The 15,316-nt window shown below is 43.0% G+C and carries 8 protein-coding genes; all 8 read left to right on the top strand.

Annotated elements, in window-relative coordinates; genetic code table 11:
* Positions 1-41: 41 nt before the first annotated feature.
* Positions 42-719: a TetR/AcrR family transcriptional regulator gene (locus HUJ21_RS03700; RefSeq protein ID WP_291367419.1), complete on the top strand. Its 678-nt coding sequence runs from the start codon at positions 42-44 to the stop codon at positions 717-719.
* Positions 712-2,424, top strand: a complete 1,713-nt coding sequence (locus HUJ21_RS03705; protein ID WP_291367421.1) for an ATP-binding cassette domain-containing protein — start codon at positions 712-714, stop codon at positions 2,422-2,424. The genes HUJ21_RS03700 and HUJ21_RS03705 overlap by 8 nt, the downstream gene beginning before the upstream one ends.
* A gap of 5 nt (positions 2,425-2,429) precedes the next feature.
* Positions 2,430-3,785, top strand: a complete 1,356-nt coding sequence (locus HUJ21_RS03710) for an HlyD family efflux transporter periplasmic adaptor subunit (RefSeq protein WP_291367423.1) — start codon at positions 2,430-2,432, stop codon at positions 3,783-3,785.
* Between the two features lie 220 nt (positions 3,786-4,005).
* Positions 4,006-5,400 (top strand): TolC family protein, encoded by a 1,395-nt coding sequence (locus HUJ21_RS03715; RefSeq protein ID WP_291367425.1) that lies wholly within the window; start codon positions 4,006-4,008, stop codon positions 5,398-5,400.
* A 167-nt stretch (positions 5,401-5,567) separates the two neighbouring features.
* The gene (locus tag HUJ21_RS03720) at positions 5,568-6,611 is read left to right on the top strand and encodes a phosphatase domain-containing protein (protein ID WP_291367427.1); all 1,044 of its coding nucleotides are present in this window, start codon (positions 5,568-5,570) and stop codon (positions 6,609-6,611) included.
* Positions 6,612-6,995: 384 nt separating this feature from the next.
* A complete protein-coding gene (locus HUJ21_RS03725; protein WP_291367429.1) occupies positions 6,996-8,195 on the top strand; it encodes a helix-turn-helix domain-containing protein in 1,200 nt (399 codons plus the stop codon).
* 593 nt (positions 8,196-8,788) lie between these two features.
* The gene (locus HUJ21_RS03730) at positions 8,789-8,989 is read left to right on the top strand and encodes a hypothetical protein (RefSeq protein ID WP_291367431.1); all 201 of its coding nucleotides are present in this window, start codon (positions 8,789-8,791) and stop codon (positions 8,987-8,989) included.
* Between the two features lie 496 nt (positions 8,990-9,485).
* Positions 9,486-15,316 (top strand): MBG domain-containing protein (locus HUJ21_RS03735; protein WP_291367432.1); only part of this gene is annotated, 5,831 nt, incomplete at its 3' end.

The following is a 15,316-nucleotide window of genomic DNA, read 5'->3' on the forward strand; positions in this document are numbered from 1 at the left end:
TTCGTATATTGCTCCATAAAGTTTTACTATTAATCATTCTAATGGAACAGATATTAACCGGTTTTGTTGTTCCGGTAAACAGCGAGATTTTTCTGAAGGATCCGCTTAGTTCAGACCTGGGAAAAAAGATTATTCGAGAAAGCCCCCACCTTATTGTTACTTTGGGCATGGAAAGTTTTAATTTTAAGAGGTTATCAGAAAGTGTAGGCAGTACTGAAGCAGCGATTTACCGGTATTTCGAAAACAAGCATAAACTATTGGTTTATCTCACCAATTGGTATTGGGGATGGTTGGAGCATAACCTGGTATTTGCTACCTCAAATTTGCATGATCCGCTGGACAGGATGAAGGTAGCTATTCGATTACTTGTAGAAGGACCGGTGTATGAAAAAAACAAATACATGGATATACAGAAATTACGGTTGTTGGTCACGCAGGAATCCTACAAGGCTTTTTTGACCAAGGAGGTAGATGAGGAAAATAATAGTGGGTTTTTTAAACAGTTTTACCGGTTTACAGACCGGATAGCTGCCATTGTCAGTGAAATTAATCCCAAATACAATTACCCGAAAACCCTGGTATCCACTTTAGTGGAGTCTACTTTACTCCATGCCTTTTTCTTAAAGCATATGCCAAAAATGACCGAATCCGGCCTTGTCGGAGAGCAAAAACTTGGTTTCTATTTCGATTGGGTGTTTAAAACTTTAAAAGATGAGTGAAAATCTAATAAATACGCCATTAAAAAGATTTTTCAGCCTGCTCAAAGATGAGAAGAAAGAAATCTATGCGATCTATTTTTATGCGGTACTCAATGGTTTGGTTTCTTTGTCCCTGCCTCTGGGTATTCAGGCCATCCTGAATTTTATTCTTGGGGGAAGGATGACATCTTCCTGGGTATTGCTGGTAGTCATTGTAGCCTTAGGGGTTATCTTTGGAGGCTATCTTCAAATCAGCCAGCTGTATCTGACGGAAAAATTGCAGCAGCGGGTGTTTGGAAAATCGGCCATGGAGTTTGCTTATAGAATCCCCAGGATCAAAACAGAAGCCTTCAGGGGAAAATTTCCTCCGGAGCTTGTCAACAGGTTTTTTGATACCATTGTTTTGCAAAAGGGACTGTCAAAACTATTGATTGATTTTAGTACCGCCTCTCTTCAGGTATTCTTTGGCCTGATTTTACTATCGATATACCATCCATTTTTCATTATTTTCTCTTTCGCATTGGTGTTTATCCTTTACTTGATTTTTAAATTGACCAGTCCGAAGGGCATGAAAGAAAGTTTAAAAGAATCTACGGCAAAATACGAGGTAGCTTACTGGCTGGAAGAGATAGCCAGAACTTTGGGTACCTTCAAATTATCCGGTTTCTCACCCCTTCCCTTTAAAAAGGTAGATCAATTGGTTGGCAAGTACGTAGGGTTCAGAAACTCTCATTTTGCAGTACTGATTTTACAATACAAAGTGATGATCGGCTTTAAAGCTGCCATTATAGTCACCTTATTGGTAGCAGGAAGTATTTTATTGATGAATAACGAGATCAGTATTGGTCAGTTTGTGGCCGCAGAAATCATTATTGTATTGATCATTAATTCGGTAGAGAAACTTATTCTAAGTTTGGAAACCGTTTATGATACCCTTACCGCTACAGAAAAATTGGGTTTGATCATGGATTTGGATCTGGAAAGGTCTGAGGGGATAGATAAGGCATTCGGTCAATCCGAGTCGGGTTTGTCCTATATATTTAGGGATATTACTTACCATCCCAAAGACAAGAAAACGCCCAATCTAATGGACATCAATTTGGAAATAGGTTCCGGAGAAAAAGTGGTCATTACGGGTAAAAGTGGTTCTGGTAAAAGTACGTTTATGCAGTTGATGGCTGGATTGATAGAAGATTACCAGGGCAATATCATTGTCAATAAATTACCCATGGATACCCTTTCTTTAGAAAAATTGAGATCCATGATCGGGGACAGTCTTTCCAGGCAATCCATTTTTCATGGTACTATAAGGGAAAATATCACGGTCGGGAATGAAGACATCCCCGAGCAAAAAATTCGTGAAATTTTAGAAGTGGTAGGATTAAAGGATTATATCTACGAGTTAAAGGACGATTTGGAAACCCAATTACTGCCTGAAGGCAAGCATTTAAGCAATGCCAATATCAGTAAAATCATTTTGGCCAGAAGCCTGTGTTTTGGCCCCAAACTCCTGCTTTTGGAGGAGGAACTCAGCTACCTAAGCGATGAGGAAGCCCAAACGCTTCTGGATTATATGTTTGCAGGCCCCTGGACCATGGTGGTAGTGTCTACGGATAAAAACTTAATGCGCAGGGCGGACAAAATTGTGGAACTAGAATCCGGTAAATTGGCCTTTCAAGGGAAAGTAGATGATTATGAGCAGTTTAAAGAGAATAACAAAAGTTAATAGCCATGCTTAATATTTCCAAAAACTCCATAAAAGGGAATATCAATCCCTTTTTGTTTGATAGTTACCGCATGACCATTCCCAGCGATCAGAGCAGAAAGCGGGTCAGGGTGCTTTTGTATATATTGTTGGCAGGATTTGTCTTTTTGTTTTTACCCTGGACGCAGAATTTTCGATCTCAGGGAATGGTAACGGCTTTAAAGCCAGAACACCGGCCCCAGACGATTCATTCCGTGATACCCGGAAGGATTGAATCGTGGTATGTGCAGGAAGGGGATTTTGTTCAAAAGGGGGATACGATTCTATTCATCTCGGAGGTGAAGGAACAGTACATGGATCCCCAATTACTGGACAGGACGAGACTTCAGGTAAATGCCAAAGAACTTTCCGTGAAGTCGTATGAAGAAAAGATCAAAGCCCAGGATCGGCAATTGCAGGCACTAAGCCAAAACAACAAGCTAAGAAAAGAACAAGCCCAGAACAAGTTGCAGCAAGCCAATTTAAGCGTGGAGTCTGACAGTATCATGCTGGAGGCGGAAAAAGTAAACCTAATCGTGGCAGAAAGGCAATATGAAAGGATGGAAAAGCTTTATGATGAAGGCTTGAAATCATTGACCGATCTGGAAACAAGAAGGATAAAGCTGCAGGAATCACAGGCCAAGAAAATCAGTGCCGAAAACAAGCTGCTGAGCAGCAGAAATGATGTCATCACAGCCACTTTGGAACTCAATGCCATAGACAATGATTTTCAGGATAAACTGGCTAAGGTCAACTCTGAGAAATTTTCTGCCTTATCCAACCAGTATGATGCCGAAGCCACGGTAACCAAATTGCGCAATGAGCTATCCAATTATACCGTGAGGTCAGGCATGTATTACGTATTGGCGCCCCAATCAGGTTATGTGACAAAGGCCATACAGGTGGGGCTGGGAGAGACGATCAAGGAAGGGGCAGAGATAGTAAGTATCATGCCGCAAAATTATTCACTGGCAGTAGAAATGTACATTGATCCCATAGACTTGCCCCTGGTGGATGTGGGCAATAAGATCCGGTTTATTTTTGACGGATGGCCAGCCATTGTTTTTTCAGGTTGGCCACAGCTCTCTAATGGCACCTTTGGTGGGAGGGTGTATGCCATTGATAATTTCACCAGTACCAATAACCAATACCGCTTATTGGTAGTACCAGACCCGGATGAGGAGCCATGGCCAGAGGCCTTACGTATCGGTTCCGGAGCGGATGGTATAGCCTTGTTGAATGATGTGCCGGTTTGGTATGAGATATGGAGACAAATGAATGGTTTCCCACCTGACTATTATACCCTAAAAGAGGTCAGGGAAATGAAAAATCAAACAAAATGAAATCGAGCTTAAAGGAGACGATACATGGATGGGTGCCCCGATAACCCCGATTACTATATGGAGGAAACATGCGAGATTCATGTCTGCCGATAGGCAGGCATGTGGCAAATAAAAAACAATTATGAGCAGATGAAATCGAGCATGACGAGAACGTCACACAGAGGGATGATTATTAAGCATGCGAGATTCCATGTGGCCTATAAAAACAAATTATAAACACATGAAATATGGATTAATTGTATTCAGTTTTCTTTGGATGGGCGCAGCCGTGCCCCTGCAGGCCCAGGAAACCTTGAACTATACTGATTTTCTGGTTTGGGTATTGGATTACCATCCGGTGGCCAGACAGGCTGATCTTAACCTGGAATTGGGAAGGCAGGAAATACGGATGGCCAGGGGAGGGTTTGACCCCAAATTGTACGGGAATATAGATGAAAAACAATATCAGGGTACAGCATATTACAACAAACAGGAGGCTGGCATTGTAGTACCCACATTCGGCGGAGTTGAGCTTCAGGGTATGGTAGAACGCAATACCGGAACTTATTTGAGTTCGGAAAATACCGTGCCTGAAAATGGACTGTTGGCCGTTGGGGCTGCAGTGAATGTTGGCAAAGGTCTATTTATTGATGAACGGAGAGCTGCCTTACAACAGGCGAAAATTTATGCCCTGGCCAGAGAGGAAGAAAGAAAACAAACCTTAAACGATTTGTACCTGGATGCTACAGATGTCTATTGGAGCTGGGCGGGGGCCTATGCCAACTTAAAGGTCAGGGAGGAGGGTTTACGCCTGGCCTCTATCAGGTTTGAAGGTATCAAATCCAGTTTTGAACAAGGAGATTTACCAGCTATTGATACGGTGGAGTCTTACACGCAAGTACTAAACCGATCCATACAGGTACAGGAAGCCGAAAATGTTTTCTTCGCCCGGACCCAGGAGTTGAATGTATATCTTTGGGACAATAATCAGAATCCGCTGTATTTGGAACCTGGTATTTTTCCTCAGTTTTTGGGCGAATATGCCCCGGGCTTACCGGACATGGAAGATTTCAGAGAATTGATCCCCACTCATCCTGAGCTGAGACTGCTGGATTATGACCTCAATTACCTGGAGATTGACAGGAGGTATAAAGCGGAACAACTAAAGCCTGAGGTTTTACTCAAATACAACTTCCTTACCGAGTCCTTTGGTGGGCTCGAAGGCATGGGCTTTTTGGAAAACAACTATAAATTCGGGGTTAAGATTTCCACACCATTGCTTTTAAGGAAAGAAAGAGGAGGACTGGGATTGGCCAAAGCCAAAATCAATATGGTCACTTACAAAAGGGATCTCAAATACCAACAGCTCAGGGCCAAACTGGAGCAGGAGTACAATGCCTATCTGGTTTTGAATAACCAACTTGCCACATTCCGGAATAATATAAATGGTTTGGAAAGGTTGGTGGAAGGGGAAAGAACCAAGTTTGAAATGGGCGAGAGTTCGTTGTTTTTAATCAATGCCAGGGAAACCAGCTTATTTGATGCACTATTGGTCAAAAACTCCCTGTTTGTAAAGAAATACATTGGCTTTTCTAAAGTCAGGAATGCAGCTGGCCTGGGTTTTGAGGTACCCTGAGTATGAAGTCAAGACTGCCTCTGGAAGACAGGCTTGTCGAAAGGGATACACAGAGGGATAATTATCCTTGCTGGAATCCCCCGATCCCAGAAGTTACCGGGAAGGGTAAGGCTATCCCGACCTTAGGTACGGGAAAAGTTATGCCCCTAAAAAAACGATTGTAACACATGAAACAAATATTTGTTTTCAGGTGGCTCACCTGGCCTTTTCGGTATACCCTTTCCAAAATCAAAAGAAAAATAGGAAAACTGGATGAGCTCCGTATTGAAGTATTTTTGGTGTTGAGCAATAGTTCCCATGTTTTCCTGAAAGGTCGTGTCGTGGAGGCCTATACCCAGAGTCGTCCATCTGAGAAAAAAAGTGCTTTGCAAAATATATTGGCAACTATTCGGAGATATTCCAATAGCAGCGTACCCGATGCCAGGTTATTGCTTCAAATTGGAGATCAGCAGTTGGAGCTGCAAACGGATTCAGAGGGGATCTTTGAGAAGATGATTCCCTTGTCGGGTCCTGATCATCAGCGGCCGGAGCACATTGGCTTGAGCCTGATAACGGATGAAAACCTGGAGACTCACACAGGAAAGGTGGAAAAAAGCATTCAATATATCTCCAAAACCTATCCAAGAGCACTGATTTCTGATATTGACGATACGATTATTGTTTCCAAAGCGACCAACCTGGGAAAAAAGTTATGGTTATCCGTTTCCAAAAATGCCTACACCAGAAGGCCTTTTCCAGGCGTCAGCGATTTCTACAGGATGCTCACGGCCCAGGGAGACTATCCTGTATTTTATGTATCCAGCAGTGATTGGAGTCTTTTTGACCTGATACGTGACTTTTTGAGGTACCGAAAAATCCCATTGGGCCCCATTTTACTTAAGGACAGCCATGTAAACCTGAAAAATATCTGGAAATCCGGTGGTGGGAATCACGACCATAAACTAGAAAAAATCAGGTTTCTCATGGACTTTTTTCCAGAACAACGATTTTTATTAATCGGAGACAGTGGGCAGCACGATCCGGAATTGTACGCAGAGATAATAAGGCAGTATCCTAAGCGGGTGGAGGCGGTTTTCATACGAAGAATAGGGAAAGCGGATCTCGAAAGGGAGCAGCAGCTCACCGAATTATTGCCCGATAATAAAGTAGCTTGGGTGAAAACCACTCAGGAAGCCATGCGCCATGCCAGGGAGTATTTGCATCTTTCCTGATTTTGAGTTTGCCCGTTGCAATGACTTATTGGTAGGAAGGCTTTTCAATAGTCCGAGATAATGTAAAGGGATTGGCTTCATTTTCTCCCTGAGTCGTTTCTCATTTTGGTTTTGTTTCCTTCAAGTTGAAGCGGCTAAAATGAAGTTGGTCCCTAAGGGGTGACAGGCCCATGCGATTAGGTTTATTGCAAAGTATAAACTACAAATCTATTTATTATTTTTATTTTTTTTAAATACTAGCTATTTTGTACCCTAAAATCAACAGTTTGTACTTACTTATGTTTGATTTGCACTATTTTTGTATTAAACCCTGAGAGATAAAGTCATACCTGTTTGGCTTTTATATCTTGCACTGAATTAGATAAAGGAGGACGCTCAATTAGCATGGAGGTAAGCTTACTATTATTTATTAATATTTTGTTTTTGGCAACTGTCAATGCTATCGTTTTGATCGTCATTAGTTACAGAATGGGTACCAGGACCTATCTTCTCGGTTGGTCTTTACTTTTTTACAGCTTGTTTTTTCTGGTTTATTTTCTATGGTTTCATGCCGGATGGATTTTACGCTTTCCCCATTTCATGCGGACGGTAAATCCACTGATGTTCTTGACTGCTCCATTTTTCTATTTTTATATCCGAAATTCCCTTTTCGACAGGAATAGCTTGGTTCTAAAGGATACCGTTCATTTTATTCCTGCGGTATTGCATGTGTTGGATTTAATGCCATTTTACTTGCTAAGCCATGAGCGTAAGCTGGAATTAGCTAAAATGTTTGTTGCGGATCCCAAGACATTAAATTTGTATGCAGACGGATTTGTCCCCACCTATGCGGTGGACAGCTTCCGGATACTACTGATGTCCGCTTACCTGGCTTACTCACTTTGGCTCATGTACCGGTACCAACCGAACTGGATCAACCCCCTGAATAGAGAAGCGCTGAGACACCCCCTTTCCATTGCTACCTTTTTATTTGTGCTGATTACTTTCGGGTACTTTTCTTACCATACCTTCTGGATTATTGAAGCGCTGGCCGGTTTTCAATTGCCCGGTTTGCTGTCATTTTTTACCTGGGTTACGTTGATGGGCATTGCCTTTCTGAGCATTTATCTTCACCTTAATCCCGAAAAATTATATGGCCTGGAGCGAAATCAAATGGCAGACCCGCCAGATACACTACCGGATAGTACCGATTTGAAGCTGGATGAGAAAGCAACTCCTGATGCGCAAAGCAAGGGTACGATCAGGCGGATAAATGATTTATTGGTCCAGAAGCAGGTTTTTCTCCAACAGGATTTAAAAGTGGGTGACTTTGCTGCTATGGCAGGTGTGAATAGCAGGGACCTCAGTATTCTGATTCAGAACGAATTCCACAAAGGCTTTAGAGAACTGATCAATCACTACCGGGTGGCATACGCCATTGACAAATTGGAAGAAGGGTATCTGGATAGCCGCACGCTTGATGCTTTAAGCAGGGATAGCGGCTTCAACAGCAGGGTTACTTTTTTTAATGCTTTCAAAAAGGAAATGGGTGTAAGTCCCAGTGAATATTGGTCCCATTATCAATCCGGGGAAAACAACTCCTGAAATCGAGCATGTCGGAGGCGACACAGGGAGGAATGATTATCCAACATGCGAGATTCCATGTGGCAACTTAAAGACAATTATAATCACATGAAAGCCTAAATTATTTACCCTGGAAGGATGAAGGGAAATGAAAATTTTCACCTGCTATAGGATCAAATGAACAGAATCCCATGGCGGAATTTTCCCCATTTTTGAACCAAAGACTACCCAATTTTGAAAATTTCACAAAACTTTATCTTTTTCAAAAAATTAACACAAGCCTTTCCTGAGTCGTAAATTGTATTTCCTGTTCTGTAAAATGGACTTTTTTGACTAGGTGTTTAGAAAACTGCTTTTGGGAGATTTTTTCAAAGCATAATTCTCTAAACCCACCTATCTTTCCGACCTGAATATTAAGTTATTTTTAAAATTTTAGCATACAGCAATGAACCGCACTCTTTCCAAAAAGCCAATAAGCAGGCCTAGCCAATAGCTGGATATTAGCATAATAGTACTTTTCCAATTTCTGCAGGTTTTCCCTTTTTCATCGGGTTAGGGAAATCAAGACTTTGGACTTTTTATAAAACACGATTCTTTTTATAAACCATACAGCAATGAAAAAATCAATACCCTTTTTAAACCTTAAAAAAATTTTGACTGAGGGCCTTACAGCCTTGCTGATGTTTAGCTTTATCATTTCTGGGAGCATTTCAGATGGTATAGGTCAAATCAATGCCGATCCGGACTTTTATGCGCTCTCATTGGTATCAGGTTTTCCGTGGGTGGGAATTTCTGTGCAGTCAGACATATCGTAACAAAAACAGGGCTTAAGGCTTTCGGGTCTGTCTGTCCATTCCGTTTCATTAAAATCAAAAAAAGACCTTTATGAAAAATATTACTCAACTTTTATTATTCATTATTTTATCTCTTTCTTTATTTCGGGTCGATGCTCAGTCTTTTAAACAGTTTAGAGGGCTAGGGCCTGATGATTCTGCGGAGCCTGGTTTCAAAACAATTTCAACAAATTCTGTTTTAGTGGTTAGTAATAATGCTACTGGAACTACTGGCTCAAAAGTGGGGTCAGAATTATTTTCAAAACTAACAACTCCAGCAGGTACTGATGTAATTACGCTGAAGGCTGATGGCGTAAATGCCGTTTCTTTTGACGTAAACGATTTAAGTATTTTTAATTATTTAGATCCTGCTTCTGCTGCAGATTACACAACAAACACAAAGGTTGTTTTTAGAAATGCTGTAGGAACAGTTATTCGGACCATGACATTGAATGGCACAAAATCGCTTACATCTTCAATGTCTGGAGTGTCAATAGGTGATTTTTTTGATAATAACGCCTCATTGCCGGTAACAGGAGTCTCAGAAATTGAAATAACAATTAATCCAAGTACCGTTTCTGTAGATGCTTTTACAATAGAAAATATAACATTAAGCAATATAGTTTCCGGTGCAGTGCCTTCAGGGCCTGGGATACTTGATTTTAATGCTTTGAATATTACGAATACTATTTCTAATATCTTAGGTAAGTCAACTGCTATTGGGCCTCTGAATTTTGAAATAAACGCTCCGGCCGCAAACGATTTGATAACTTTTAAATCAAACGAAGGAGCCGCGGGTACTGGAGCTCTTTATGACAATAATTTTGATATAGGAGGTATTACAAAATGGACTATTAGCAGGCATGATGGCAGTGAATTTACATTGTCTAGCATATACTTGCAGGAAGCAGGTGTAGGAGCAAGCACCAGCGGAACGTTAAAAGCACGTAGAAATGGGGTTCAAGTAGGTAGTACGGTAAATGTGACTTTTAATGGACTTATAGATGTCTCGGCAAACCCCGACTTCACGAATATTGATGAAGTATGGATCGAAGCTGCAGATATAAATTTTTATTTGGATAATGTAGCTTATATTATCCCATCCTCTGTCGTAACGCCAACCGTAACCACCTTAGCTGCATCCTCCATAACCTCCTCCGGCGCCAACTTCAGCGGAAATGTAACCGATGACGGTGGCGATGCCGTAACCGAGCGTGGGTTTGTGTATGGGATAAGTTCAGGTCCAACGACCTCCGATACCAAAGTACAGGATGGCACTGGAACGGGAACCTTTGAAGAAGCTATAACCGGACTTACTGCCGGAACTACTTACTATGTACGCGCCTACGCCATCAACGGAGAAGGAACAAGTTATGGTGCAGAGGAGAGTTTTACGACTACTGCCGCATCAAGTGCTGAAACGATCTTGGAATTTACCGGGGGGTTTACCACGATTGCTTCCTTTGGCTCATCACCACGTACGGGTAACCTTACCATGTCAGAAGATGGAATTAATTACACGTTTGAATCAGTAGGAGGAGGGAGCGGTATTATTACCCGAAATACATCCGGTGATGGTGATGCTATTACATTCACAATGAATTCACCGCATTCATACTATAGCTTTAAACGGACAGATGGCACCAACTTCCAGCTTGACAATATATCCATAGAGTTTAATATCAGCAATACTACAAGTGCCACGTTGACTGGATATGATAATGGTTCGGCAGTAAGCGGAGCGACCAAAGCGATTACATTCACTCAAAACACCATTCAAAATGTGGATGTTTCTGGTAACACTAATTTTGATTCTATAGATGAGTTTAGGATCACCTTTTCCGGAAGTCCTGACAATAATGCTACCACGGTATTAAGTGACGTAACGTATTCACCTGCGACAGCTTCTACCAATAGTGCCCCATCTGTCACCACCGTCGTTGCCTCAGGTATCGGGGCTACCGAAGCTACCTTCAGCGGGGAAGTGACGGATAATGGCGGAGCAACAGTAGACGAACGTGGTTTTGTATATGCTACATCTGACAATACCCCGACCATTGGAGAAAGTGGTGTAACCAAAATTTCGGATGGCAGTGGCACCGGAACTTTTGAGGAAAGTGTTTCCGGTTTAAACCCGTCCACTAATTACCATTTTCAGGCCTATGCAACCAATAGTGCGGGAACAAGTTATGGGGGAGTGGAGAGTTTTACCACCCTGGCATCACAATTAGTGGATTTTTCATGGTCTGCAGATAACCTTGCTGCAGGTGCTACAGGGGTTACGTATACCTTCAGTTATGAGATTGTTACAGCAAACCCCACCAGTTTATTGTATGCGATTAATAGCAATGGATGGGAACTACCGTTTTTGGGCTTAAGTGGTAATGGCTATTACATTACCGATCTTGAGAAGGAAGATGTAACCATAAAAATCAATAATGTAGAGATTGACAGGGTGAATTTTGGTGTTCGAAATTGGAGCAAGTCATTGATCGATATTAGATTAGTGGATCCAACTTTGCCTTCCGGGTCTCAGGTAGAAATAATAATCGAAAATGTAACCAATAAAAATGAAGGATCCTCGGCATGGACCTGGATTAGAACAGCAACAAGTGGTGGACATGAGTTGGATGGAGCATCAAATCCCGACCCTATTGTACTGGGTCCTCCATCTGCAATCGGTGCGATAACAATTACCAATGATCCCAGTGATCCTGCTACTGATTGGTTGTTAAGTGGCGGAACTTTAATTCCACTGGTTGATGGGGCTAAGGTCAATATAAGCGAAGTTACCAATGCTTTGGCTTCAGGTGATCTCACCATTGAGGCGGAAACTGATGTATTTATTGAGGCAACGGTTGCACCTGCTTTGGCAGCAGCGAGAAGCCTTACTTTACAAGCAGGTGGTAATGTAGTTCTTAGACCTGGAAGTGAGATCACTGCTACCGGAAATCCCCTTAATCTGATCCTTTGGGCAGATGCCGATGGTGATGAGAATGGGGTGGTTTGGTCTGATTGGAACACTACTTCACAAGGCGCATCTATCCAAACCAATGGAGGTCATCTTTGGATGGGCGGTGGATCCGGCTCTACTACCTGGAATGGCCTGACTGTCGGTGATGGAGTAGCAAGAGGAAATGCGACCAACTCGAATGGAATCACATTGGTCAAGACGGACATTCAAACCAACGGTGGAAACCTGGCATTCTATGGTAGAGGACGGACCGGTGCTACGGTACTCGTTGCTGTTCCTGCCAATGAATCCGGTACAAGTTCGGGTACGACAAGCAACATAAACGGAATTCGAATCCTGGGAGGTACCCAGATCAACAGTGGAACAGGCACGATATACATGTATGGCTATGCAGATGCCACTTCCGGAAACGCCAACGGAATCGAAATGAGTCAGGCACCTGGCGGACCGGGTCTGATCACCAATGCCAATACCACCGAAGAAGCCATTATTCTGGAAGGTTATGCAGAAAACAATCCTCTGGCTTCTAATTCCTGGGGTGTATACACCCATTATTCTACAGTACAAAATACAGCAAATGGCACCATACATATCAAAGGTGGAGGAGCCAAACAATCCGGTGTCACCATCGCTGCAGGTGGAGCCGTTTTATCTCAATCAGGCAAAATTATTCTTGAAGGTACAGCAGCCGGTACAGGAAGCCCCTACCCGGTTTTGATTCAGGGAGCAGTTGGGCAAAAAGTTGGTTCGGATGTTACCGCATCCACTGCAGCTATTGAAATCATTGGTGATAAACTCAATATCAGTGGTTCAGCTCCGGATGGGAGAATAGCTTCTTCCGGAATTTTAGCGATCAAGCCCCTAACAGCAGGTACAACGATTGGAATCGGTGGGACAACAGGCACGCTTCAATTGCCTGCGGTAATGTTTAACACTCATTTCGAAGATGGGTTTTCGGAAATCACAGTAGGCGACGATAGGGCAGGATTGATCACGGTAGAAGGCACGCTAGTTTATCAGGATCCACTTACTTTGAAAACAAATGGGAGTATTGTTTTTGGCTCGGATGCCAATGTAAGCAGTACTGCTGCCAATGCGTTTACACTTTGGAGCAGGGCGAGTGGAGATAACCCGGCCAATGACACCAATTATGGAACGATATGGATGATGCAAGGCGCTTCCATAAACACCAATGGTGGAGATGTGACCATGGGGGGTGGTTCTGATCCCAAAGTGGGATTTGCATTTGGCGATACCAGTGTACCTTCAAATGCTGAAAATAATGCGCGCACTCGGGGCGTGGCCATGAATGGTGCTGTTAATGCAGATGGGGGTAATATCATTATAAATGGTAAAGCAACAAGTATTGTAACACATGCCAGAGGAGTAAATATTGCAGGACCGGTAACAACAAATGGAGCCGGAACCATTTCAGTAAGAGGAGTAGGAAATGGTTCTTCAGATGCTATCGCTTTGGGAGATAGTTATTTCACTCCTGATGCCATAGGTATTTTGGAATCTGGGGCGGGTACCATCAGTTTGGATGCTACGCCATCAGGCTCCACCCGGAATGGGCTAAACATTTCAACGTCCGGTTCTTACATTAAGACAGAGGGAAATTTTTCTGTCAGCACGACTGGTAGACTCACTGCCACCGCAGGTGCTTTGGAAATTGGAGGAAGTACCAATCTGGAAGCCATGGATAATATTGTATTGACTAATGTCAGCAATGATTTTGGAGGTAGTTTATCCGTGAACAATGCGGCTGATGTCCAGATAATAGATCAAAATGAACTGGCACTGGGAGCCATAAACGCAAGCGGACTGATTGATATTACCACACTCAGTGGAAACCTTACACTGTCTGGAAATCTGACCACGAGCTCAACGTCAACAGATGCTATTGTACTTAATGCTGGTAAAAATGAATCCATCGGTGCAGAGACTGGTGGAGATATTATCGTGTCCGATTCTCCGATCATTTCGACTGGTGCTAACGGCATTGTCAAGCTGTTCAGTGGTTCTGAACCTACAAGTACAGGGCTTACAGCTTTGGCGGGAGGTTCGACCAATGTCCGCAAAGAAGTGGATGAAATGACGACAACCTTTGAACCTGTTTTGGAAGCTGGAAACACCTATGCCTTATACCGTTACCAGGATATTATCCAATTGACGATTGATAGCCAGGATTTAGTTGTCTCAAAAACCTATGACGGAGACAATAGTGCTGTTGTTTCGGATATCCTGCTTTCCGGAATTCGATCAGGAGACGAAGTTATCGTGTCGGGAGAAGCCACTTATGATAACCCCTCTGTAGGTGTTGGAAAGACAATTTCGGTGGTATATACACTTGGAGGTGCTGATGCCGGCAGCTATGCAGCTCCTGAAAACAAAGTTTTTAGCACTGGAGAAATTGTGGCCAAAGCGTTGACCGTTTCAGGTTTGACAGGAGAGAATAAAGTCTATGACGGGAATACAGCTGCTACCCTCAGTGGAACTGCGATGTTGAACGGTGTAGTATCCGGAGATGATGTTGATCTGGTTGGTACACCTACAGCTACTTTTGCTGATGCCAATGTGGGACCGGGAATCGCCATCACCGCTTCAGGTTACACGATCAGTGGGCCCGATACAGGAAATTATACCTTAGCGCAACCTATCGGATTAAGTGCGGCGATTACACCAAGACCTCTGGAAATTACAGCGGACAGCAATACTAAGGTTTATGACGGTACTGCCTTGACTGATAACGGCTATAGCATAACATCTGGGGAACTGGTATCAGGGCATTCGGTAATTGCATTGCTGGTAGATGGAAGTCAGACCAATGTAGGAACACGTGCCAATACGATTGTTTTTGCTGCATTTATTGATGCTTCAGATGATGACCCTAAACCCAATTACGATATTACTTATGTGAATGGGATCCTTGAGGTAACCCCAGCCCCTTTAACCATCACTGCGGATAACAAATCCAAAGTATATGGCGAAGCGAATCCAGAATTGACCTTCACCTATTCCGGTCTGGTAAACGGTGATACTGAAGTCAGCGATAAGCCAGCCATCAGCACTACTGCTACAGCAAGCTCAAACGTAGGAACGTATCCGGTAACTTTAACCGGTGGCTCGGACGACAACTATGCCATCACGCTGGTAGCCGGCGAACTGGAAGTTACGCAAGCAGCATTGACCATCACAGCGGATAACAAATCCAAAGTATATGGCGAAGCGAATCCAGAATTGACCTTCACCTATTCCGGTCTGGTAAACGGTGATACTGAAGTCAGCGATAAGCCAGCCATCAGCACTACTGCTACAGCAAGCTCAAACGTAGG

Origin of the sequence: Cyclobacterium sp., assembly GCF_014762705.1 — a bacterium.
In the GTDB taxonomy this organism is placed as follows: Bacteria; Bacteroidota; Bacteroidia; order Cytophagales; family Cyclobacteriaceae; genus Cyclobacterium.